This is a genomic window from Nonomuraea sp. NPDC059007, assembly GCF_042740555.1.
Lineage (GTDB): Bacteria > Actinomycetota > Actinomycetes > Streptosporangiales > Streptosporangiaceae > Nonomuraea.
Genome location: NZ_JBHYJD010000049.1, coordinates 19,424 through 41,897 on the forward strand (window position 1 = coordinate 19,424; position 22,474 = coordinate 41,897).

Here is a 22,474-nt window from a genome sequence, read left to right on the forward strand (position 1 = left end):
TCCGCGGATGCGGCCTAGTGTGGTGGGTTGACTCTTCTTCTGACTGTTCGTCAGAGGCCTGCCATAGGGGTGACGCATGCGGATCGCGATCGTGGGAGGTGGGCTGGCGGGTCTGACCACCGCGTGGCTGCTGAACGACGAGCACGAGGTGGTCGTGCTCGAAGCGGCCCGGCACGCCGGCGGGCAGGCCCACAGCGTGCGGGCCGAAGGCGTCACCGTCGACCTCGGCGCGCAGTACCTCTCACCGACCGGCTTTCCCACGCACGGCCGGCTGCTGCGGCTGCTGGGACTGTCCGGCGCCGACCTCGCCCCCGCGCCGCTGACGCTCACCGTGACCGGGCCGGACCGGGCGGCGCCGATGCTGGTCACCCCGCACCTGCCCGACGAGCGGCGCGGCGATCGCGCACCGGTGACGGGACGGCCGTGGAAGGCGCTGGAAACGTTTCTGGCCGCCGCGGCGAAGTTCCAGGCGACCGATCCGAGCTGGGAGATCCCGCTGGCCGAGCTGGTCGAGCCGCTGCCGCTCGCGCGCGAGACCAAGGACTGGCTGCTCTACCCGTTGCTGGCCCACCACGTCCGATGCGCCAACGAGCAGGCGCCCGAGGTGTCGGCGCGGGCGGCGATCGAGTTCTGCCTGAGCGTGTCGGCCGCCTCCGGGGAGCACGCGCCGCTGTGGTCGGCCCTCGTCCCCGGCAGCCAGGACGTGACCAGGAGGCTGGCGGACGCGCTGCCGCCTGGAGCGGTCCGCACCGGCTCACCCGTCGGCGCGCTGCGCCGCGACCACGGGCGGTTCGAGGTCGTGGACGCCGCGGGCCGCGCGGTCGTGGCCGACTGCGTGGTGCTAGCCCTGCCCGCGCCCGCGGCGCTGTCGCTGCTGTCCCCGCTGGCGGGCACGCATCGGCTACGGCTGGCGCTGGGCGCGTTCACGTACACGCCGGCCGAGGTCGCCGTCCACCTGGACCCCGCCTACCAGCCCGCCGACCGCCGGCACTGGTCGGCGGTGAACCTGCAGGTGCACGACGGCTGGGCGGAGGCCGCCCACTGGTACGGCCCGGCCCTCGGGGTGGACGTGTTCAAGAGCTGGATCACCTACCGCGACCGCCCGCCCGCCGAGGTCGTCGCCCAGCGCTCCTTCCGCCAGCTCGTCGTCACCCCGGCGGCCGTACGGGCCCGCGCCACGCTGGCCGCCCGCCAGGGACATGGCGGGATCTACCTGGCGGGCAGCCATCTGACCGGCAGCGACAGCCAGGAGAGCGCGGTCAGGTCGGCGCTCGCCGTCGCGGAACTGCTGACGCCGGGTGCCGCCCGGCTGCGCGAGCTGACCGGCGGGATCGTTTCCCCGGCCTGACGTCCCGGGCCGCGTCAGGGGTGCTCGCCGACGAGGCGGGTGAGCAGGTCGATCAGGTGCCGGCGCTCACGTACTTGCGCAGGTGCTGGGCGGTCAGGGAGGAGCCCTGGCCGATGAGGTCGGCCGGGGTGCCGGAGAAGACGATCTGGCCGCCGTCGTGTCCGGCGCCCGGACCCAGGTCGATGATCCAGTCGGCGTGGGCCATGACGGCCTGGTGGTGTTCGATGACGATGACCGTGTTGCCATCGTCGACCAGCCGGTCCAGCAGAGCGAGGAGCTGGTCCACGTCGGCCAGGTGCAGGCCGGTGGTGGGTTCGTCGAGGATGTAGGTGGAGCCGTTCTTGGCCATGTGGATGGCGAGCTTGAGGCGCTGGCGTTCGCCGCCGGACAGGGTGGTCAGGGGCTGGCCGAGGCCGAGATAGCCGAGGCCGACCGCGTTCAGGCGCTCGAGGATCGTCCTGGCCTGGCCGGTGGTGAAGAAGTCGCGGGCCTCCTCCGCGGACATGGACAGGACCTCGCTGATGTTCTTGCCGCGCAGCCGGTACGACAGCACCTCGGCCGTGAACCGCTTGCCGTCGCACTCGTCGCAGACCGAGCCGACGTCGGCCATCATCATCAGGTCGGTGTAGATCATGCCGATGCCCTTGCAGGCCGGGCAGGCGCCTTCCGAGTTGGCGCTGAACAGGCCGGGCTTGACGCCGTTGGCCTTGGCGAAGGCGGCGCGGATGGGGTCCAGGACGCCGGTGTAGGTCGCCGGGTTGCTGCGCCGGGAGCCGCGGATCGGCGACTGGTCGGCGACGACCACGCCGTCGCCGCCGGACACGTAACCGTGGATGAGCGAGCTCTTTCCCGATCCGGCCACGCCGGTGACGACCGTCAGCACGCCCAGGGGGATGTCGACGTCGACGTCCCTGAGGTTGTGGAGGGTGGCGCCGGTGACGGGCAGGTGACCGGCCGGGGTGCGGAACGTCTCGCGCAGCCGTACCCGATGGTCGAGGTAGCGGCCGGTCAGGGTGCCTGAGGCGCGCAGCCCGTCGAGGTCGCCGGCGTAGCAGAGTTCGCCGCCCGCGGAACCGGCGCCGGGGCCGAGGTCGACGACGTGGTCGGCGATCTCGATGGTCTCCGGCTTGTGCTCGACGACCAGGACCGTGTTGCCCTTGTTGCGGAGCTGGAGCAGGAGGTCGTTCATGCGCTGGATGTCGTGCGGGTGCAGGCCGGCGGTGGGCTCGTCGAAGACGTAGGTGACGTCGGTCAGGGGCGAGCTGAGGTGCCTGACCATCTTGACGCGCTGCGACTCGCCGCCCGACAGCGTCCCGGATTCGCGGTCGAGGCTGAGGTAGCCGAGGCCGATCTCGACCAGCGAGTCGAGTGTCGTGGCGAGGGTGTCGATCATCGGCCCGACGCCGGACCCCTTGAGCCCGCGGACGAACTCGGCCAGGTCGTTGATCTGCATGGAGGAGCAGTCGGCGATGTTGCGGCCGTCGATGAGGCAGGACAGGGCGGCCTGGTTGAGGCGGGAGCCGCCGCAGTCCGCGCAGGTGCCGAGCTTGATGGCACGGTCGGCGAAGGCGCGCGCGGCCGACTGCATGGAGTCGCGCTCCTTGCCGATGAACTGCTTCCTGATCTTGGGGACCAGGCCCTCGTAGGTGAGGTTACTCGTGCCGACCTTGACCTTGGTGACCGGCGCGTACAGGAGTAGCTGCCACTCCTCGGGGGTGAAGTCCCTGAGCTTGCGGTCGGGGGAGAAGAAGCCGGAGTTGACGATGATCTGCCAGTACCAGGTGTCGACGGCGTAGCCGGGGGCGGTGACCGCGCCCTCGTTGAGCGTCTTGTCCTTGTCGATCAGCTCGTCGACGTCGATGTCGGTGACCTTGCCCAGGCCCTCGCACGCCGGGCACATGCCCTCGGCCCGGTTGAAGCTGAAGTGCGGGGCGGGCCCGACGAACGGCTCGCCCAGCCGGCTGAACAGAATCCGGAGCATCGTGTACGCGTCCGTCGCCGTGCCGACCGTCGAACGGGCGTTGGCCCCCATCCGCTCCTGGTCGACGATGATGGCGGCGCTCAGGTTGTGCAGCGACTCCACCTCGGGTCGCGACAGCGGCGGCATGAAACCTTGGATGAACGCGGTGTAGGTCTCGTTGATCAGCCGGCGCGACTCGGCCGCGATCGTGTCGAAGACGAGCGAGGACTTCCCCGACCCGGACACGCCGGTGAAGACGGTGAGCCGGCGCTTGGGCAGATCGAGGGAGACCCCCTTCAGATTGTTCTCTCGGGCTCCACGGACCTGGATGAGGTCGTGGTTGTCTGCGGCGTCGTAGTCCGAAGGCTGCATGTCTTGAATTATTCCATTGACCTTGCCGTGAAAGGTTTCCTGGAAAATACCGAGGTGAATGCGCGGAAACCTTCAACATGCCATCAAAGTCGAGCCCCGCCGAGCAGGTGCGTGATGGTCAGCAGGTAGTCGGCCTTCACCCGCTGCTTGTCCGCCTCCGGCGCCTCGGCGAGCGCGATCCCCGCCGCGCCCAGGATGTGGAAGGTGATGCGCGTCATCGGCTCCGTCGGCATGGCCGGAAGCTCCCCGGCCTCGACCAGCGAGGCGATCAGCGTCTCGATCAGCCCGTAGGCGTACTCCGCCTCGAACTCCTTCCACCGGTGCCAGCCCAGTGCCTGCGGCGCCTCCTGCCAGGCGACCCGCCCGTACACCGGGTCGCAGCAGCACTCCAGGAACTGCTCGGTCGCCGCCATCGCCGCCTGCCACGGGCTGCCGGCGCTCGCAGTCGCCTCGACCACCTGGCGGATCATCTCCTTCTCCAGCAGGTCGAGCACCGCCTCGAAGAGCGCCGACTTGTTGGCGAAGTGGTGGTAGACCGCGCCGCGACTGGCGCCGATGTCGGCCGCGACGTCTTCCAGCGCGGTGGCGGCGAAGCCATGGTCGGCGAATCGACGGGTTGCCGCTTCGAGCAGCGCGGCCTTGGTCGCCTGGGAGTACTGCTCCCGGCGGCTCTTGACAGGAGGCATACGCGGAGTATACGACATACGCAGTGTATGTTTCCGACGCTAAGTAGGTCACCGATGTCGTGGGAATCGTCGCGCCAACGCCATCAGCTCGTGCACGCCGTACTCGCCGACATCGCCGCGACCGGCCGCCCCTTCGTCACCGGCGAGCTGGCAACGCGGGTGACGGCGGAGTTCGGGGACTTCGACGGGCTCCTGCGCGAGGTGCAACTGCGCTGGTACCGGGCCTTCGACGCCCGCCTCGACGCCCTGCTCGAGGACTGGCCGCCCGACATCGACGCCGCGCTGACCGCCCTGTGGCTCGACCTGTCCGCCGCCATGCCAGGGGCGAGGTTCCTGCTGGACGCCCACGCGGGCCGTCCCGCCCTCGCCGACCTGGACGCGCACCACCGCCGCACGCTGCACGCCGCGACGGGAGTCCACGCGGTACGGCTGCCGCGACCCCCGTCCCAACGCCGCCGCTGCCGGTGGTCCCTCGCCCGCACATCCACCGCGTGAGGAGTTCTCCGATGACGGAACTGCTGTTCAACCCGTTCGAGCCCGGCTTCACCGACGACCCGTATCCCGCCTACCGCAGGCTGCGCGAGTCCGAGCCGGTGCACGAGAGCCCGTTCGGCTTCTGGGTCCTGAGCGGGTACGAGGACATCGCCGGCCTCCTGCGTGCCGGCCTGTCCGTGGACGACCGCAAGCTCGACCCCGGCCCGGTCCGCGACCAGCGCGACCAGCTCGCCCACGCGGGCGACAACGTGCTCGGGATGTCCATGCTCGACCGCGACCCGCCCGACCACACCCGGCTGCGCTCACTGGTCGGCAAGGTGTTCACCCCGCGCAAGGTCGCGGCGCTGGAGCCGGAGATCACCGAGCTGGTCGACTCCATGCTCGACGAGATCCAGGCCGCCGGCCGGGCCGACCTCATGGCGACTCTGGCCTTCCCGCTGCCGTTCGCGGTCATCTCCAAGCTGCTCGGCATGCCGGACGCCGACCACGCCCGCATCCGCGACCTGAGCGGCCTGCTGGTCCGCACCCTGGAACCGGTCGCCGACCAGGAGCTGCTGGCGACCGTGTCCAAGGCCGGCGGCGAGATGACGCGGGTCATCCGCGAGGCGCTCGCCTGGAAACGCGCCCACCCGGCCCAGGACCTGCTCACCGCCCTCATCGCCGCCGAGCAGGACGGCGACAGGCTCAGCGACGACGAGCTGATCGCCCAGGTCGCCCTGCTCTACGTCGCCGGCCACGAGACCACGATGAACCTCATCGCCAACGGCGTCACCGCCCTGCTGCGCAACCCCGCCCAGCTCGCCCTGCTGCGCGAACGCCCCGAGCTGGCCGCCAACGCGATCGAGGAGTTCCTCCGCTTCGACAGCCCCGTCCAGCAGACCCGGCGCATCACGCTGGAGCCGTACACGGTGGGCGGCAGGACGATCCCGCCGCGCAGCTTCGTGTTGGCCTGCCTCGCCTCGGCCAACCGCGACGCCCGCTTCTGGGGAAGCGACGCCGAGGAACTGCGCATCGAACGCGAGCAGGCGCGCAACCACGTCTCCTTCGGCGCCGGCGTCCACTACTGCCTCGGCCCCGCCCTGGCCAGGCTGGAGGGCAGGGTCGCGATCGAACGCCTGGTCACCCGCTTCCCCGCCCTCGCCTTCGACGGCGAGGTGGAGATGAACGGCCGCATGAACCTGCGCGGCCCGGAACGCCTGCCCGTCTCCGTCTGATCAGCGCAGCGCGCCGAAGAACTCCGTGATCTCGCGCGCGACCTGCTCGGGCTCCTCATGGGCCATGAAGTGCCCGCCCCGGCCCGGCGTGCTCCAGTGCCGCAGGTCGGAGCACAGTCGCTCCGGCAGCGAGCGGGGCAGTCCGGTGTACGCGGGCTCGTTGCTGAGCGTGATCGCCGCCGGGACGGAGATCGGCGGGACGGGCCGGTTGTTCGGGTAGTCGTAGTACTGGCGGAAGGAGGAGCCGATGGTGCCGGTGGCCCAGTAGAGGGTGGCGACGGTGCACAGGGTGTCCTTGTCCCAGCGCTTCTCGAGGTCGCCGTCGCAGTCGCTCCAGTCGCGGTACTTGTCGATGATCCAGGCGGCCAGCCCGGCGGGGGAGTCGGCCAGCGCGGCGGCGATCGTGTCGGGGCGGGTCCACATGATCTCGCTGTAGCCCTGGTCGCGCTCGTCGTAGGCGGCCAGGTGGTCGAGGTAGGCCTGCTCCTCCGGCGTCGCGGGCCGCTGACCGAAGTCGGTGGTGAGGACGGCGGAGGTCACGTGCACGCCGGCCACCGATTCGGGGAACAACGCGCCGAGCCACTGGGTCACGCCGCCGCCGATGTCACCGCCGAACGCGCCGAAGCGCTCGTAACCCAGCACGCCGGTCATCAGCTCGTGCCAGGTCTCGGCGACGCCGCGCCGTGTGAACGCCCCCTCCGGCAGCTCGGAGAACAGGAATCCGGGCAGCGACGGGATCACCACGTCGAACCGCCCGGTCAGCAACGGCGCCACCCGCAGCATCTCCACGAAACTGCTCGGCCAGCCGTGGGTCAGCACCAGTGGCAGGGCGCCGTCCGGCCGCTCGGCGCGCAGGTGAACGAAGTGCACCTTGCGCCCGCCCACGTCGGCGAGAAAGTGGGGGAAGGCGTTGAGCCTCGCCTCGGCCGCCCGCCAGTCGAACTCCCCGGCCCAGTAGGTAACGAGTTCGCGCAGATAGCCGGGATCGACGCCGGCCGCCCAGCAGGCCGAGTCGGAGGGCGTGGTGTAAAGGGTCCGCCTCAGGCGTTCCCGCAGGTCAAGCAGGACATCGTCGCCGAGCGAAATATCGAATGCCTCGATTGTCATGGCCCTTTATACTGGACGCATGTCTACTCCCTACACGTCTTAGCTACCACACACGTTCCTCGCCATCCGTGTGTCCTTAAGTCGTTTCGGAGTGTCATCCCATGCTCACCTTCCGTGGGGTCGACGTGCGCGTCGGCGCCCGTCTTCTTCTTTCCGGCATCACCGCCCACATCGCCCCGGGCGACCGCGTCGGCCTGGTCGGCCGCAACGGCGCGGGCAAGACCACCCTCCTGCGTACGCTGGCCGGGCAGCTGCCCCCGGCGGCCGGCACGATCACCGTGTCCGGGACGATCGGCTACCTCCCGCAGGACCCGGCCGCCGCCGACCCCGCCGTCACGGTCACCGACCGCATCCTGTCCGCACGCGGCATGGACGCCGCCGTACGCGAGCTGCGCGCCGCCGAGCAGGCCCTGGCCGCCGGTGACGAACGGGCGATGGCCCGCTACGTCCGCGCGGACGACGAGTTCCAGGCCCGCGGCGGCTACCCCGCCGAAGCCGAGGCGGCCCGCGTGGCCGCCGGGCTCGGCCTGCCGGAGCGGGCCATGACGCAGCCGCTCGGCACCCTGTCGGGCGGGCAGCGCCGCCGGGTCGAACTGGCCCGCGTCCTGTTCGCCGACCAGGGCACGCTGCTGCTCGACGAGCCCACCAACCACCTCGACGCCGACTCCGTCACCTGGCTGCGCGGCTTCCTGACCGGCTACTCCGGCGGCCTCGTCATGATCAGCCATGACGAGGAGCTGATCGCCGACGTGGTCAACCGGGTGTGGCACGTCGAGGCGGAGCACGCCGCGCTGGAGATCCACAACACCGGCTGGCACACCTATCTCACCGACCGCGCCGCCGGTGAGCGCCGCGACGCGCGGCACCGGGCCGTGGCAGAACGCAAGGCCGCCGCCCTGCACGCGCAGGCGGACAAGATGCGGGCGCGTTCCTCCACGGCGACGCGGGCGCGCGACATGGCCCGCAGGGCCGACCGCATGCTGGCAGAGGTACGGCCGGCCCGCCGTACCGGCAAAGTGGCGAAGATCCGCCTGCCCGAGCCCGCGCCGAGCGGGCGGACCCCGCTCGGCGCGGTCAGCCTCACCAAGTCCTACGGCGCGCTCGACGTCCTGAGCGGCGTCGACCTCGCCGTGGACCGGGGCAGCCGGCTGGTCGTGCTCGGGCTCAACGGCGCCGGCAAGACCACGCTGCTGCGGCTGCTGGCCGGGCACGAACACCCCGACTCCGGCCGGGTCGTGCACGGGCACGGGCTGCGGCTGGGCTACTTCGCCCAGGAGCACGACACGCTCGACCCCGGGCGTACCGTGCGGCAGAACCTCGCCGCGCACGCGCCCCAGCTGAGCGACGGCGAGGCGCGGACGGTGCTCGGCGCCTTCCTGTTCGGCGGCGACGACGCGGACAAGCCGGCCGGGGTGCTGTCCGGCGGGGAGAAGACCAGGCTGGCGCTGGCCGGGCTGGTCAGCTCGCGGGCCAACGTGCTGCTGCTCGACGAGCCGACCAACAACCTCGATCCGGCCTCGCGCGCGGAGGTGCTGGCGGCGGTCGGCGGGTACAAGGGCGCGGTGGTCATGGTCACCCACGACGAGGAGGCGGTCGAGGCGCTCCGCCCCGACCGGGTGCTCGTGCTGCCCGACGGCGTCGAGGACCTCTGGAGCCCCGGCTACGGCGAACTGGTCACTCTGGCATGACGCCGACGGCGTCGGCGTAGTAGGTGGATCCGGCCAGGTGGAGGGCGATGCGTCGGATGCTCCAGCCGTCGCCGGGGCTGTTGTCGAGGCGTTGCTCGGTCAGCGAGCCCAGCCGGACGGTCCAGATCTGGGCCAGCCGGTTGAGCCTGCTGACCGCCTCGTCGTAGTCGTCCTTGGTGAAGGGCGCCATGTCCTGCTCGGTGGTGATGGCGGAGGCGTGCCAGTCGTCGGGGATCGTGGGCAGGCCCGCCAGGCGCGCCTCGACCTCCGCCAGGTGGTCGATCATGTGGTCGGCCACCCGGCGGATCGCCTTGTGCGGGGTGTAGACGCGGTCGTCGACGTGGCGGGGCACGCCGTCCCATCGGGTCCAGGTGGCGGCCAGACGCAACACATGCGCGACCATATCGGCGACGGCGATCGCCGGATCCTCATCGTTGGTGGTCATGAGCGGACCGTATGGCCGGAACACTTAACGCGGGATGGAAGGATCGATGTCATGGAATACATCCGTTTGGGGAACACCGGCCTGAAGGTGTCCCGGGTCTGCCTGGGCATGATGAGCTTCGGCGATCCGGATCTGCTGGACTGGTTCGTCCCCGAGGAGCAGGCGGAGGCCATCGTCCGGCGGGCCGCCGACGGCGGCGTGACCTTCTTCGACACCGCCGACATGTACAGCACCGGCGGCAGCGAGGTGATCACCGGCAACGTGCTGCGGCGCACGTTCGCCAAGCGTGAGGACTACGTGCTGGCCACGAAGGTCTTCTTCCCCACGGGCGAGGGGCAGAACGACCGCGGGCTGTCGCGCAAGCACATCATGGCCGCGCTCGACGCCTCGCTGGAACGGCTCGGCACCGACTACGTGGACCTCTACCAGATCCACCGCTGGGACGAGGAGACGCCGATCGAGGAGACCATGGCGGCGCTGCACGACGTCGTGCGCTCCGGCAAGGTCCGCTACGTCGGCGCCTCCACCATGCGGGCCTGGCAGTTCGCCAAGGCGCAGCACGTGGCCGAGGTCAACGGGTGGACGAAGTTCGTGTCGATGCAGCCGCAGTACAACCTGCTCTACCGCGAGGAGGAGCGGGAGATGCTGCCGCTCTGCCGCGACCAGGGCGTGGGCGTGATCCCGTGGGGCCCGCTGGCGCGCGGGGTGCTTGCCCGGCCCGCCCTCGCGCAGGCGGCCACGACGCGCAGCGCCAACGACGGACGCATCCCGGCCACCTACGAGACCGACAACAACCGGGCCGTCCTCGACCGTCTCATCCAGGTGGCGGCCGAACGCGAGCTGCCGCCGGCGCAGGTCGCGCTCGCCTGGCTCATGCACCAGCCGGGGCTGACCGCGCCGATCGTCGGCACCACCAAGGCGGCGCAGATCGACGACGCGGTCGCCGCCGCCGCGGTGAAGCTGTCGGACAAGGAAGTCGCGTTCCTGTCCGAGCCCTACCAGGCCCGCGAGTACATGCCCTAACGGGCGCTCTGCTCGGCCAGGTGGTCGAGCGGGCTGGCCACGTCCGGGACGAAGCGGACGCCCACGGGCGGGTTGTCGGCGGTCTGGTGCAGACCGGGACGGCCCGCCTCGACGGCGAAGGAGGCCCGCGTCGAAACGGGCGCGCCGGGCCGGGAGACGTACGGGACGACCTGGTAGTCGACGGTGAGCGTGTCCGGGGTGGCCCTGGCCCGGACGTAGCCGCGCTGCACGTTGTGGAACTTCAGGTGCGGGTTGGCCTGCATGAAGATCTGCCCGATCCGGTCCTGGTCGGCGCCGTCCTTGCCGGAGGAGACCGAGGTGCCGGCGAACTCCACGCCCATGACCGGCGCGTCCGGGTCGTCGAAGTCCGTCGTGAGCTCGGCGGCCAGGCTGCGGTGGATGTCGCCGGAGATCACCACGGGGTTGCGCACCCGGCGCTGGACCATCCCGGTGAGCAGCCGGTCGCGGGCGGCGGCGTAGCCGTCCCACAGGTCCATGCCGAACGACTGGACTTCCGCGCTCGCGTCGTGGTCCAGCGGGGCCATGAGCAGCTGGTTGGCCACGATGTTCCAGGTGGTGTGGGAACGGCCCAGGCTGTCGAGGAGCCAGGCCTCCTGGCGCTCGCCGAGCATCGTGCGGTTCGGGTCCAGGCGCTCGGCGCAGCCGACCTTCTCGCCGTCGCCGCAGGGCTGGTCGTCGCGGTACTGGCGGGTGTCCAGCACGCTGAACGCGGCCAGCCGGCCGAACGCCTGCCGCCGGTAGAGCCGCATGTCGGCACCTTGGGGCAGCGCCGACCGGCGCAGCGGCATGTGCTCGTAGAAGGCCTGGAAGGCCGCGGCCCGCCGCTGCAGGAAGACCTGCCGGTCCTGGTCGGGCTCGGTGTCGATCTGGGAGATGTCCTTGGCCCAGTTGTTCTCGACGTCGTGGTCGTCGACCGTCACCATCCACGGGAACGCCGCGTGCGCCGCCTGCAGGTCGGTGTCGGTGCGGTAGAGGGCGTGGCGGTTGCGGTACTCGGTGAGGGTGAAGGTCTCCTTGAGGTAGTGCTCGGGCAGGGCGATCCCGCGTACGCCGCCGGTCGCGCCGACGCCGTACTCGTACAGGTAGTCGCCCAGGTGGAACAGGACGTCGAGGTCCTCCTGGGCCAGGTGCCGGTAGGCGGTGTAGAAGCCCTCGTACCAGTTCTGGCAGGAGACGAAGGCGAAGGCGAGGCTGTCCGGGCGGGCGCCGGGCGGGGGAGCGGTCTTGGTACGGCCGGCCGGGCTGATCTCACCCCCGGCGCGGAAGCGGTAGAAGTAGTCGTGCCCGGGGCGCAGGCCGTGCAGTTCGACGTGGACGCTGTGGCCGTACTGGGGCCGCGCGAGCGTGTGGCCTTCGCGGACCACGCGGCGGAAGCCCTCGTCGGTGGCCGCCTGCCACTGCACGGGCACGGCCCGCTCTGGCATGCCGCCGCGGCCGTCGACGGCGAGCGGGTCGGGGGCCAGCCTGGTCCAGAGCACGACCCCGTCGGGGGCCGGGTCACCGGAGGCGACGCCGAGGGTGAAGGGGGTACTTGAGGCGCCGGCCGCGCCGGCCCAGCCGGGGATGGCCGCGGCCGAGCCGGCCACGAGGGTGGCGGTGAGGAAGCCCCGGCGGGAGACCTTGTTCATGCGCGCTCCTGTGGTTCATGGGAGAAGGGCGCGCCCACCCCACCATGAACACAGGAGCCCGAAGTGATCTAGAAGTTGATATTTCCCGACATCGTGATGAAGGGATCATTTGTTCAGAAATTCTGTCCACTATCCGGGGAGATCGAGGAGCTCCACGGCCCGCTCCCTCATCTCGACCTTCCGGATCTTGCCGGTAACCGTCATCGGGAACCGTTCGACCAGGTGGACGTAGCGGGGGATCTTGTAGTGGGCCAGGCGGCCCGCGCAGAACTCCCTGACCGCCTCGGCCGTCAGCGGCTCCGCGCCGGGGCGCATGACGATCCAGGCCATGAGCTCCTCGCCGTACTTGCTGTCCGGCACGCCGATCACCTGCACGTCCGCCACGTCGGGATGGGTGTAGAGGTACTCCTCGATCTCGCGCGGGTAGACGTTCTCGCCGCCGCGGATGACCATGTCCTTGATCCGGCCGACGATGTTGACGTAGCCCTCCTCGTCCATGGTGGCCAGGTCACCGGTGTGCATCCAGCGGGCGGCGTCGATCGCCTCGGCCGTCTTCGACGGCTCGTCCCAGTAGCCGAGCATCACCGAGTAGCCGCGCGTGCACAGCTCGCCCGCCTCGCCGCGGGGCACCACCAGCCCGGTCTCCGGGTGCACGATCTTGACCTCCAGGTGCGGCATGACCTGCCCGACCGTCTCGGTACGCCGGGCCAGCCCGTCATCGCGCCCGGTCATCGTGGACACCGGGGAGGTCTCGGTCATGCCATAGCAGATCGCCACCTCCTCCATGTGCATCTCGCCGGCCACCCGCTTCATCACCTCGACCGGGCAGGGAGAGCCCGCCATGATGCCGGTGCGCAGGCTGGACAGGTCGAACTCGGCGAAGCGCGGGTGGCCGAGCTCGGCGATGAACATGGTCGGCACGCCGTACAGGGAGGTGCAGCGCTCGCTCTCCACGGCCCGCAGCGTGGCCTCGGGGTCGAAGCCGGGCGCGGGCAGCACCACGCACGCGCCGTGCGAGGTGGCCCCGAGGTTGCCCATGACCATCCCGAAGCAGTGGTAGAGCGGCACCGGCAGGCAGACCCGGTCGGCCTCGGTGTAGCCGAGGCCCTCGGCGACGAAGTAGCCGTTGTTGAGGATGTTGTGATGCGAGAGCGTCGCGCCCTTGGGGAAGCCGGTCGTGCCCGAGGTGTACTGGATGTTGATCGGGTCGTCGAAGGAGAGCGTGGCCGCGCGCTCGCGCAGGGCGGCGCGGTCGGCGCCGCGGCCGCTCGCCACCAGCTCGTCCCAGCCCGGCTCGCCGATGAAGACCACCTGGTCGAAGCCGATCTCGGCGAGCATCGCCCGGTAGTCGCTGGTCTTGAACGCCACCGCGCTGACCAGCAGCCGCATCCCCGACTGGCGGACCACGAAGTCCAGCTCGTGACCGCGGTAGGCCGGGTTGATGTTGACCAGGATCGCGCCGATCTTGGCGGTGGCGTACTGCGTCAGCACCCACTCGGCGCAGTTCGGCGCCCAGATGCCGACCCGGTCGCCCTTGGCGATGCCCCTGGCCATCAGCCCGAGCGCGACCTCGTCCACGGCGGCGTCGAACTCGGCATAGGTCCAGCGCCGTCCGCTCGCCACGTCGACCAGGGCCTCACGGCCGGCGAAGCGGGCCGCGGCGCGCTCCAGATTGTCCCCGATGGTCTGGCCCAGCAGAGGAAGCGCGGAGACGCCTGACGCGTGTGAGTCACCCATGACGGAAGCATCCGGCAGGCTCCTGCCCGGCGCTACCCCCGTTCGGGGGTGGCCGTGCCATGCTGGAGTAATGGTGGCACTGCGGGCGGCGCTGGCCCGGATGCGGCACGTCACCGGTCTGCCCGTGCTGTTCGGCGGCACCGTGACGGCGGGCCGTACCGTGCGGCTGACCGAACTGGCCGGGACCACGACCGGCGCGCTGCGCGGGCTGGCCATCCGGGCCGGCAGCGGCCTGGGCGGCCGGGTGCTGGTCACCGCACGGGCGGGCAGCGTCGAGGACTACGCCACCGACGCGCGCATCAGTCACGAGTACGACCAGCCGGTCGGGGCCGAGGGCCTGCGGGCGATCGCGGCCGTCCCGGTGGTCGTGGGGGAGAGCGTCGGCGGGCTGCTGTACGGCGGCATCCGCGAGCCGCTCACCCTCGGTACCCGCGTGCTCGACGCCATGGGCGGGATCGCCGCCCGGCTCGGCGTGGAGCTGGCCGTACAGGCTGAGGTGGAACGGCGGATGGCCGAGCTGGAAACTGCCGCAATCACCCGCGCGGCCCGCGAGCGGCCCACCGGGCCGGAGCGGGAGAACCTGCGCGAAGCGCACGCGGAGCTGCGCTCCATCGCCCAGGAGATCACCGACCCGGCCCTGCGCGAGCGGCTGCGGGACGTGTGCGAGCGGCTGAGCGCGCCGGACGGGCCGCCGCCCGCGCACAACCCGCTCTCGCCCCGCGAGATCGACGTGTTGTCGCTGGTCGCGGTGGGTTGCGGCAACGCCGAGGCCGGCGAGCGGCTGGGCTTGCGGCCCGAGACGGTCAAGAGCTACCTGCGCGGCGCGATGCGCAAGCTCGGCACCCACACCAGGATGGAGACCGTGGTGGCGGCACGGCGCGCGGGCCTGCTTCCCTAAGGGCTCAGGGACCAGCGCAGCGGGCTGTCCCCGATGGTCTCCGCGACCTCCTCCACCTCGAAGTCGATCATCCGCTGCTCGCCGCTCCAGTCGGCGCGGGCGCGCCCGGCCAGCCGCAGCGTGTTCCCCCGCTCCCAGTCCACGAACAACAGCCCGGCGGCCGGTTCCAGCTCCAGGTTCCCGAGCGTCAGGAACATGAAGTTGCCCCGGTAGTCGGCCCAGCGCAGCCGTCCGGGCTCCGGCACCTCCACGAAGCCGGGCGGGCCGCCGCGATGCGAGACGTCCGCGCCCTGGCCGTCCGCGCGGGTGGCGATGAAGAAGGTGTCGGCGCTCTCGATCCACCGCCGGTGCCCGTCGGTGAGCGCCGCGTGCTCCACGGTACGGCGCGCCGCCGGCTCGGCCACCGAGGTGATCTCTCTGGTCACGATGTACTTGGGGCAGTTCGCGATCACCTGGTCGGTCTCGATGACCAGCCGGTCGCCCTCCTGCCTGGCCGTGCCGTTGACCCGCATCCGCCGCCGTGTCCATGGCTCGATCGCCAGCGTCCCGATCTCCCCGCCGGCCTCGAACGGCGGCTCCCCGTGTACGGCCAGCGAGGTCGCCCCGAGCGGCTCGATGAACCCGGGCTCGCCCGTCATCAGCCCGACCCGCGTGCCGGTCCCGACGACGAGCATCCGCTGGCGGCGCAGAAACTGCCTGGCCACCTCGGGCAGCTCGGGACGGGCGCGGGCCGAGCCGAGCAGCTTGGTGATGCCCGCGCGCCGCTGCGCGCTCACCTCACCGGGATGAATGCCCATGGCTAGAAGAATCCGCAGGTCGGGGCGTCCTCGTGCGGGGCGGGGGCGGTGACGCCCTCGGTCACGTAGATCTCCAGCCGGGTGCCGTCGGGGTCTTCGAAGAACAGCCCGCCGGACTCGCGGCCGGTGCCGTGCGGGACGATTCCGTCGTGCCGGATGGCCACGCCGAGCTCGCGCAGCCGGGTCTCGATCGCCTCCAGTTCCTCGATGCCGGGCGCCTCGAACGACAGGTGGTGCAGCCCGGGACGGCCGCCGTCGAAGCGTCCCGAGCTCTGCTCCCACAGCGTGAGCACGAGTTCCTCCGGCCTGCCCAGCCGCGCGTAACGCCAGTCGCCGCCGTCGGTCTTGCCGTAGAGGGCGAGGCCGAAGACCTGGCAGTAGAAGTCGATCGAGCGGTCGAGTTCGGTGACGTTGAGCCCGACGTGCCCGGTCTGGAGTGCGGTCGCCACAGAGCGACTCCCTTCTAATGGATGTGCCGCAATTCAAGCATTAGCCGCTAATGGGTGCAAGTGCGGGGTAGCATTAGCAGGGTGGTGCACATCGCCGTCGCCTTCGCCAACACCGTCCGCGTCTCCACGGGGGACGCGCTGGCCACCGCCGCCGGTCTGACCGCGTGGCTGCGTGAGCGGCGCTCCGAGCTGGAGGTACGCCTGGACGAGGCCGACCTTCTGGCGATCGGTGACGAGGAGGCCGCCGCCGCCCGGCGGGCCCGCGACGCCGTACGCGCGCTGATGGGGGGCGCGCCGGAGCCGGACGAGCACGTCCGCGCGCTCAACAACGCGGTGCGGGCGGCGCCGCGATGGCGTGAGCTGACATGGGGGGAGCCGCCGTCGGTCACGGCCCGTTCGGCCCAGCCGCCCGTCCTGGCGGCCGTCGCCGAGGTGGCCGAGCAGGCGATCCTGCTGCTGTCCGGCCCCGACCGCGACCACGTACGGCCCTGCGGGGCGCCCGGATGCGTGCAGTTCTTCCTGAAGGAGCACCCGCGCCGGGAATGGTGCTCGACCGGCTGCGGCAACCGCGTGCGGGTGGCCCGCCACTACGCCCGCACCAAGGGCGCGTAATGCGCGTGGGGGTCCTGGGCCCGCTGGAGGTCACCGACGGCGGCGAAAAGGTGGAGGTCGGGGGCGCCCGGCTGCGCGCGCTGCTGATCCGGCTCGCTCTGGACGCGGGCAGCGTGGTCGCGGTCGAGGCGCTCACCGGTGCGCTCTGGCCGCAGGACGGCCCCGCCGACCCCGTGCACTCCCTGCACTCCCTCGTCTCCCGGCTGCGCCGCGCCCTGCCGGCGGCGGTTCTGCAGGTTCCCGGTGGGTACCGCCTGGATCTCCCGCCCGACGCCGTCGACGCCCTGCGTTTCGAACGGCTGGCACGTCAGGGCAGGCGGGCGCTGCGCGAGAACGACCCGGAACCGGCCGCGGAACGGCTGCGCGCGGCACTGGCGCTCTGGCGCGGCGACGCGCTGACCGACGTCGCCGAGACGCCCTACGCGCTGGCCGCCGCCGCGAGGCTGCACGAGCTCAGGCTGGCCGCGACGGAGGACCGGATCGCCGCCGAGCTGCGGCTGAGCGGCGACCACGCTCCCCTCGTGGCCGAGCTGGAGGAACTCCTCGCCGCCCACCCCCTCCGTGAACGGCTGCGCGCCCTGCTCATCGAAACCCTGCACGCCTCCGGCCGCCGGGCGGAGGCGCTCGCCGCCTTCGAGTCCTTCCGCGCGACCTTGGCCGAGGAACTGGGCGCCGACCCCGGACCGGAACTGAGAGAGCTCCACCTCGCTCTCCTGCGCTCCGAACGGCCCGTACGCGGCAACCTGCGCACGCCGCTGTCGAGCTTCGTCGGCCGCGTCGAGGAGCAGGCGCACCTGGTCCGGCAACTGAACGAGCGGCGGCTGGTCACGCTCCTCGGCCCGGGTGGCGTCGGCAAGAGCCGGCTGGCGACGCGGGCCGCGAGCGAGCTGGCCGCCGGGTTCCCCGGCGGCGCCTGGCTGGTCGAGCTGGCCTCGGTGACCGACCCGGCGGCGCTGCCGCAGACCATCGTCACCACCCTGGGCCTGACCGGCCCCGGCAGGCCGGGCGACCAGATGGGACGGCTGGCCGACGCGCTGCCCGCGAGCCCGACGCTCATCGTGCTGGACAACTGCGAGCACCTGATCGACGCCGCCGCCCGCCTCGTCGAGGACCTGCTCGGCCGGTGCCCGCAGCTTCGTGTCCTGGCCACCAGCCGCGAGCCGCTCGGTCTGCTCGGGGAGGCGCTGAGCCCGCTCGCGCCGCTGCCCGCCACCGACGGCGTGCGGCTGCTCGCCGACCGGGCGGCGGCCGTGCGGCCCGGGTTCACGCTGAGCGAGGAGGACCGGGCGGCCGCCGAGCGGATCTGCGCGCGCCTGGACGGGCTGCCGCTGGCGATCGAGCTGGCGGCGGCACGGCTGCGGTACGCGAGCGTGGAGCAGGTGGCCGCCGGGCTGGGTGACCGCTTCCTGATGCTGACCGGCGGCAGCCGTACGGCGTTGCCGCGCCATCGCACGCTGCGCGCGGTCGTGTCGTGGAGCTGGGACCTGCTGACGCGGGAGGAGCGGGCGGCGGTCGAACGGCTCGCGGTCTTCCCCGGCTCGTTCACGCCCGAGGCGGCGGCCCGCGTGTCGGGATGGACGGCGGTGGAGGACTTCGCCGACCGTTCGCTGCTGCAGTTCGTGCCGGGGCCGCAGCCGCGCTACCTGATGCTGGAGACCATCAGGGAGTACGGGCTGGAACGGCTCGCGGAGTCCGGGCGGCTGGCGGCGGCCAGGGCGGCGCATGCCGCGTACGTCGCCGAGCTGGCCGAACGCGCCGAGCCTGGGTTGCGCGGGGCCGATCAGCTCGCCTGGGTGCGGCGGCTGCGGGCCGACCGGGACGATCTGCGGGCCGCGGTGCGGTTCGCCGCGGATTCCGGGGACGCGGCCACGGCGGCGCGGCTCGGGGCCGGGCTGCGCTTCTTCTGGACGATCACGGAGGATCCGGGCGAGGCGGCCGCCCTGTTGCGCGGGGTGCTGGACGTGGCGCCGGATCCGGGTGTCGCGGCGGCGTACCTGCTCAATCTGGTTCTGGCCGCGGACGGGGGCCGCGCCAAGGGCGAGGCCGACGGGCTGCTCGCGCTCGCGGCCGGGTGCGAGCAGCCCGCGACCAGGGCGGTGATCGAGGCCCTGCTCGCGCTGATCACCGGTGACGCCGCGCCCGGACTGGCCGCGATCGACGCCGGTCTGCCCCGCTCGGCGGCGTGGGATCGCGGGGTGTTGTGGTTCGTGCGGTCGTTCCTGGACGGCAGCCTCGGTGACATGGAGGCGATGCGCACCGATCTCGGGCAGGCGGCGACGGCGTTCCGCGCCTGCGGCGAGCACTGGGGACAGGCGAGCGCGCTGAGCTATCTGGCCTTCGCCCGCACCACGCTCGGCGAGTTCGAGGCCGGCGCGGCGGCGCTGGAGGAGTCGATCCGGCTGGCCGGCGACCTCGGGACCGGCGACGGACAGCGGGTCTGGCTGGCCATGGTCCGCAGCCACACCGGGCAGACGGCCGCGGCCCGCGCGGAACTGCTCGACGTCCTCGGCGGCAACCCGCCCGCGAGCCAGCTCGGGCTCGCCCGAATCCAGCTCGCCAACCTCGCCCGCCACGACGGCGACCTCGACGCCGCCGGGCGGCACCTGGCCGAGGCGGCCGAGAGCGGGGATCCGCTCTTCCTCCTGGCCCGTGCCGAGCTGGCGGTGGCCAGAGGCGAGGACGCCGGGACCGACCTGGCCGAGGCGTTCGCGCTCGCCCTGGAGCTCTGGGACATGCCGCTGGTGGCCATGGCCGCGGTCGCCGTGGCCTCCTGGCGGCTGGCCACCGACGCCACGGAGGCGGCCGGGGTGCTCGGCGCCGCGCACGCGCTGCGCGGCGGCCCCGACGCCCGCCACCCCGACGTGGAACGGCTGGCCCGCGCCCTGCGCGCCGAACTGGGCGAGCCCGCCTTCCACGCGGCGTACGAGCGTGCCCGCCGCCTCGACCGCGCGGTCGCGATCGCCCGCGTCAAGGCCGCGCTCGCTCACCCGGGCTGAGCGCTCCTGCGAGGGATCTGTGGGCGGTCTGCGAGGACCGCCCGGCACGGTGGTCCCCATGACGTACGCGTTCCAGGCGGAAGGCCTGGTCAAACGGTTCGGGAAGACGACGGCGCTGGCCGGCGTCGAACTGGCGGCCCCGCCGGGCACGATCCTGGGCGTACTCGGCCCCAACGGCGCGGGCAAGACGACGGCCATCCGGGTGCTGGCCACCCTGCTGCGCCCCGACGAGGGCCGCGCCGAGGTGGGCGGCCTCGACGTCGTCCGGCACGCGCCGCGGGTCCGCAAAATGGTCGGCCTGACCGGCCAGTACGCCTCGGTGGATGAGGACCTGACCGGCACGGAGAACCTCGTCCTGCTCGGCCGCCTCCTCGACCTGCGCAAACCGGAAGCCGAACGGCGCGCGAGCGAGCTGCTCGAACGCTTCGGCCTGACCGAGGCCGCCGGCAAGCGGGCCGCAACCTACTCCGGCGGCATGCGCCGCCGCCTCGACCTGGCCGCCGGGCTCGTCGGCGAGCCGAGCGTCGTCTTCCTCGACGAGCCCACCACCGGCCTCGACCCCGGCCGCAGGGAAGACCTGTGGCGCATGATCCGCACCATCGCCGACGGCGGCGGCACGGTCCTGCTCACCACCCAGTACCTGGAGGAGGCCGACGCCCTGGCCGACGAGATCTGCGTGATCGACCACGGCCGGGTCATCGCCCACGGCACCCCGGCCGAGCTCAAGCAGATCGTCGGCGGGCAGACCATCGTGGTGCGCCCCAAAGACCCGGCCGAGCTGGCGCGGGCGGCGGAACTGACCGCCAAGGCCACCGGCCGCGAGCCCGCGAGCGTGGCCGCAGGAGTGCTGACCGTCGCCGTCGACGGCGGCGCCGCCTTCACCGCCGTCGTCGGGGCGCTGGCCGAGGCCGGCGTCGAGGTCGCCGAGCTGTCACTGCGGCTGCCCAGCCTGGACGAGGCCTTCTTCGCGCTCACCGGAGCCGCGTGATGCCGTTCGCCCTGCTCCGGCACAGCCTGCTCCTGGCCGGGCGCGGCCTGCGCAAGACCCGCCGCAACCCGGGCATCCTGTTCGACGCGCTGTTCCTGCCGATCGTGTTCCTGCTGATGTTCGTCTACCTGTTCGGCGGCGCCGTGGCCGGGTCGCCTGAGGCGTACCTGCAGTACATCTTCCCCGGCACGCTGGTGATGTCGACGCTCATGGCCGGCCTGCTGTCCACCGGCGTCAGCCTCAACGTCGACATCAAGAAGGGCGTCTTCGACCGGTTCCGCAGTCTGCCCATCGGCCGCTCCGCGCCGCTGATCGGCTCCGTCGCCGGCGATCTCATCAGGTACGGCGTCGCGCTCGTCACCCTGTTCCTCCTCGGCTACCTCCTGGGCTTCCGGGTCCGGACCGATCTGGTGTCGGCGCTGGCCGCCTGCGCCCTGGCGGTCACCCTCGGCTTCTGCATGAGCTGGATCAACGTGCTCGTCGGAGTGCTCATCAAGGAGACCTCGGTCGTGCAGAGCGTCGGCTTCCTGGGGATCTTCCCGCTGGCCTTCGGCACCAACATGGTCGCCCCCACCGAGACCCTGCCCGGCTGGCTACAGGCCTGGGTCAACGTCAACCCCGTCACCCACGCCATCGACGCCACCCGCGGCCTGCTCCTCGGCGGCCCGGTCGCCACCGCGGCGAGCACCACCCTCATCTGGTCGGCCGGTTTCCTCGTCGTCTTCGTCCCCCTCGCCGTCATCGCCTTCAGGAGGCGCAACCAGTGAACGTCATCGAATCCCGCTCCCTCGACCCCACGGACCCCCTCGACGACCTCGACCCCCTGCTCGACCTGGTCGGCGACGCCCGGGTGGTGGCGATCGGCGAGAGCTCCCACCACGTGCGCGAGTTCTACCTGCTGCGCCACCGCCTGCTGCGCCTCCTCGTCGAACGCCGCGGCTTCACCGTCTACGCGCTCGAAGCCCCGTTCACCGACGCGCACACCATCGACGCGTGGGTACGCGGCGGCCCCGGCACCGTCGAGCAGGTCGCCTCCGCCGGGATCGACCACGGCATGGGCGACTGCCGGGAGATGCATGACCTCCTGAGATGGATGCGCGACCACGAGCGCCCTTTGCGCTTCGCCGGCTGCCTGGCCGGCGTCCCGCGCACCGCCCTGCGCGCGGTCGCCGCGTACATGAAGGACGCGGACCCCGACGCGTTCCCCCTGGCCGACCGGGCCTTCCGGCTGGCCGGCGGGGACCGCGAGGTACCCAGCATGAAGGCCATGATGGACCACGCCCGCCGCCCGATCGAGGCGCAGGACGAGCTGACCGTGGCGATCAGCCGCCTGCTTGTACGCATGGAGACGATGGCCGCATACCAGCGCGGCCAGGGCCGCGCCGCCCGGCACGCGGCCGCGTTCCAGCATCTGCGCAACGCCTGGTACCTGGACCACGGCGGGCGCGACCTCGCTGGGCGCGGCATGGCCGTGGGCACCGCGTGCCTGGACGCCTTCGGCGCCGAGAGCGTGCTGCGCCTCGTCGAGGACGGCGCCCGCGTCGTGGTGGCGACGCACAACACCCACATCCGCAAGACGGTGATCGAGCACGAGGGCGACTTCGGGCTATTCCCGCAGGGCTACCACCTGGCCCAGGCGCTCGGCCCTGACTACGTCTCCATCGCCGCCACCAGCCTCGGCGGCCGTACCTCCGCCGGGCGGGTCGCGCCCGAGCACCCGCTCGGCTTCGAAGCGGTCGACGTCGACCTTCCCGCTCTGGCCGAGGGCAGCGTCGAGACGATCTTCGACGGCCGTGCGCCGCTGGCCATCGCCGACCTGCGCGGCCACGACCCGGAGGCGTTCACGCGGATCAGGATGCTGGACCACTTCATGGACGTCCCCGTCGTCCGGGCCTACGACGCGGTCGCCTGCGTCCCGGAGACCCGGTCCGTCCAGACCTTCAGGCAGGCGTGAAAGTCATCGAGCGCCCGCGGCGCCTCCGGCCAGGCTGATCCCGAGCGTTCAACCAA

The 22,474-nt window shown here is 72.0% G+C and carries 19 protein-coding genes; 11 read left to right on the forward strand and 8 right to left on the reverse strand.

The window, feature by feature from the left end; genetic code table 11:
- Positions 1 to 76 precede the first annotated feature (76 nt).
- Positions 77 to 1,348 (forward strand): FAD-dependent oxidoreductase, encoded by a 1,272-nt coding sequence (locus ACFWY5_RS46840; protein ID WP_379638749.1) that lies wholly within the window; start codon positions 77 to 79, stop codon positions 1,346 to 1,348.
- Between the two features lie 52 nt (positions 1,349 to 1,400).
- Here ACFWY5_RS46840 and ACFWY5_RS46845 read toward each other — a convergent pair whose 3' ends face one another.
- Positions 1,401 to 3,680, reverse strand: coding sequence for an ATP-binding cassette domain-containing protein (locus ACFWY5_RS46845; protein ID WP_379638750.1), 2,280 nt, complete (start codon positions 3,678 to 3,680; stop codon positions 1,401 to 1,403).
- 83 nt (positions 3,681 to 3,763) lie between these two features.
- Entirely contained in the window at positions 3,764 to 4,366 is a 603-nt protein-coding gene (locus ACFWY5_RS46850) for a TetR/AcrR family transcriptional regulator (protein WP_379625191.1), read from the reverse strand.
- Positions 4,367 to 4,420: 54 nt separating this feature from the next.
- On the opposite strand from ACFWY5_RS46850, the gene ACFWY5_RS46855 reads away from it, so the two are divergent.
- Together ACFWY5_RS46855 and ACFWY5_RS46860 are read left to right on the forward strand one after the other, a co-directional pair.
- Complete coding sequence (locus tag ACFWY5_RS46855) at positions 4,421 to 4,861, forward strand: hypothetical protein (protein WP_379638751.1); 441 nt, start codon at positions 4,421 to 4,423, stop codon at positions 4,859 to 4,861.
- 11 nt (positions 4,862 to 4,872) lie between these two features.
- Positions 4,873 to 6,075: a cytochrome P450 gene (locus tag ACFWY5_RS46860; protein WP_379638752.1), complete on the forward strand. Its 1,203-nt coding sequence runs from the start codon at positions 4,873 to 4,875 to the stop codon at positions 6,073 to 6,075.
- Here the strand turns inward: ACFWY5_RS46860 and ACFWY5_RS46865 are convergent, their stop codons facing one another.
- Positions 6,076 to 7,182 (reverse strand): epoxide hydrolase family protein, encoded by a 1,107-nt coding sequence (locus tag ACFWY5_RS46865; protein ID WP_379638753.1) that lies wholly within the window; start codon positions 7,180 to 7,182, stop codon positions 6,076 to 6,078.
- Positions 7,183 to 7,283: 101 nt separating this feature from the next.
- On the opposite strand from ACFWY5_RS46865, the gene ACFWY5_RS46870 reads away from it, so the two are divergent.
- Positions 7,284 to 8,870: an ABC-F family ATP-binding cassette domain-containing protein gene (locus tag ACFWY5_RS46870; RefSeq protein ID WP_379638754.1), complete on the forward strand. Its 1,587-nt coding sequence runs from the start codon at positions 7,284 to 7,286 to the stop codon at positions 8,868 to 8,870.
- Here the strand turns inward: ACFWY5_RS46870 and ACFWY5_RS46875 are convergent.
- Complete coding sequence (locus tag ACFWY5_RS46875) at positions 8,857 to 9,315, reverse strand: hypothetical protein (RefSeq protein WP_379638755.1); 459 nt, start codon at positions 9,313 to 9,315, stop codon at positions 8,857 to 8,859. The two genes, ACFWY5_RS46870 and ACFWY5_RS46875, sit on opposite strands and share 14 nt — an antisense overlap.
- A 51-nt stretch (positions 9,316 to 9,366) precedes the next feature.
- Between ACFWY5_RS46875 and ACFWY5_RS46880 the strand changes: the two genes are divergently transcribed.
- Complete coding sequence (locus ACFWY5_RS46880; RefSeq protein ID WP_379638756.1) at positions 9,367 to 10,338, forward strand: aldo/keto reductase; 972 nt, start codon at positions 9,367 to 9,369, stop codon at positions 10,336 to 10,338.
- On the opposite strand, the gene ACFWY5_RS46885 is transcribed toward ACFWY5_RS46880, so the two are convergent.
- Both ACFWY5_RS46885 and ACFWY5_RS46890 read right to left on the reverse strand, forming a co-directional pair.
- A complete protein-coding gene (locus ACFWY5_RS46885; protein WP_379638758.1) occupies positions 10,335 to 11,987 on the reverse strand; it encodes an alkaline phosphatase D family protein in 1,653 nt (550 codons plus the stop codon). The two genes, ACFWY5_RS46880 and ACFWY5_RS46885, sit on opposite strands and share 4 nt — an antisense overlap.
- A 129-nt stretch (positions 11,988 to 12,116) precedes the next feature.
- Positions 12,117 to 13,724, reverse strand: coding sequence for an AMP-binding protein (locus ACFWY5_RS46890; RefSeq protein WP_379624647.1), 1,608 nt, complete (start codon positions 13,722 to 13,724; stop codon positions 12,117 to 12,119).
- A gap of 70 nt (positions 13,725 to 13,794) precedes the next feature.
- Between ACFWY5_RS46890 and ACFWY5_RS46895 the strand changes: the two genes are divergently transcribed.
- A complete protein-coding gene (locus ACFWY5_RS46895; RefSeq protein WP_379638759.1) occupies positions 13,795 to 14,622 on the forward strand; it encodes a LuxR C-terminal-related transcriptional regulator in 828 nt (275 codons plus the stop codon).
- Here ACFWY5_RS46895 and ACFWY5_RS46900 read toward each other — a convergent pair.
- Positions 14,619 to 15,419 carry a pyridoxamine 5'-phosphate oxidase family protein gene (locus tag ACFWY5_RS46900; protein ID WP_379638760.1) on the reverse strand — a complete coding sequence of 267 codons (801 nt, stop codon included), beginning with the start codon at positions 15,417 to 15,419 and terminating at the stop codon, positions 14,619 to 14,621. The two genes, ACFWY5_RS46895 and ACFWY5_RS46900, sit on opposite strands and share 4 nt — an antisense overlap.
- A 2-nt stretch (positions 15,420 to 15,421) precedes the next feature.
- A complete protein-coding gene (locus tag ACFWY5_RS46905; RefSeq protein ID WP_379624641.1) occupies positions 15,422 to 15,868 on the reverse strand; it encodes a VOC family protein in 447 nt (148 codons plus the stop codon).
- Positions 15,869 to 15,949: 81 nt separating this feature from the next.
- Between ACFWY5_RS46905 and ACFWY5_RS46910 the strand changes: the two genes are divergently transcribed.
- From ACFWY5_RS46910 to ACFWY5_RS46930, 5 genes are read left to right on the forward strand one after another with little or no spacing between them, the layout of a single operon-like run.
- Positions 15,950 to 16,480 carry a CGNR zinc finger domain-containing protein gene (locus ACFWY5_RS46910; RefSeq protein ID WP_379638761.1) on the forward strand — a complete coding sequence of 177 codons (531 nt, stop codon included), beginning with the start codon at positions 15,950 to 15,952 and terminating at the stop codon, positions 16,478 to 16,480.
- A complete protein-coding gene (locus ACFWY5_RS46915; RefSeq protein WP_379638762.1) occupies positions 16,480 to 19,476 on the forward strand; it encodes a BTAD domain-containing putative transcriptional regulator in 2,997 nt (998 codons plus the stop codon). The genes ACFWY5_RS46910 and ACFWY5_RS46915 overlap by 1 nt, the downstream gene beginning before the upstream one ends.
- A gap of 58 nt (positions 19,477 to 19,534) precedes the next feature.
- Entirely contained in the window at positions 19,535 to 20,464 is a 930-nt protein-coding gene (locus tag ACFWY5_RS46920) for an ATP-binding cassette domain-containing protein (protein ID WP_379638763.1), read from the forward strand.
- Entirely contained in the window at positions 20,464 to 21,231 is a 768-nt protein-coding gene (locus tag ACFWY5_RS46925) for an ABC transporter permease (protein WP_379624634.1), read from the forward strand. The genes ACFWY5_RS46920 and ACFWY5_RS46925 overlap by 1 nt, the downstream gene beginning before the upstream one ends.
- Positions 21,228 to 22,418: an erythromycin esterase family protein gene (locus tag ACFWY5_RS46930; protein WP_379638764.1), complete on the forward strand. Its 1,191-nt coding sequence runs from the start codon at positions 21,228 to 21,230 to the stop codon at positions 22,416 to 22,418. Before ACFWY5_RS46925 ends, ACFWY5_RS46930 begins: the two co-directional genes overlap by 4 nt.
- Positions 22,419 to 22,474: the final 56 nt, after the last annotated feature.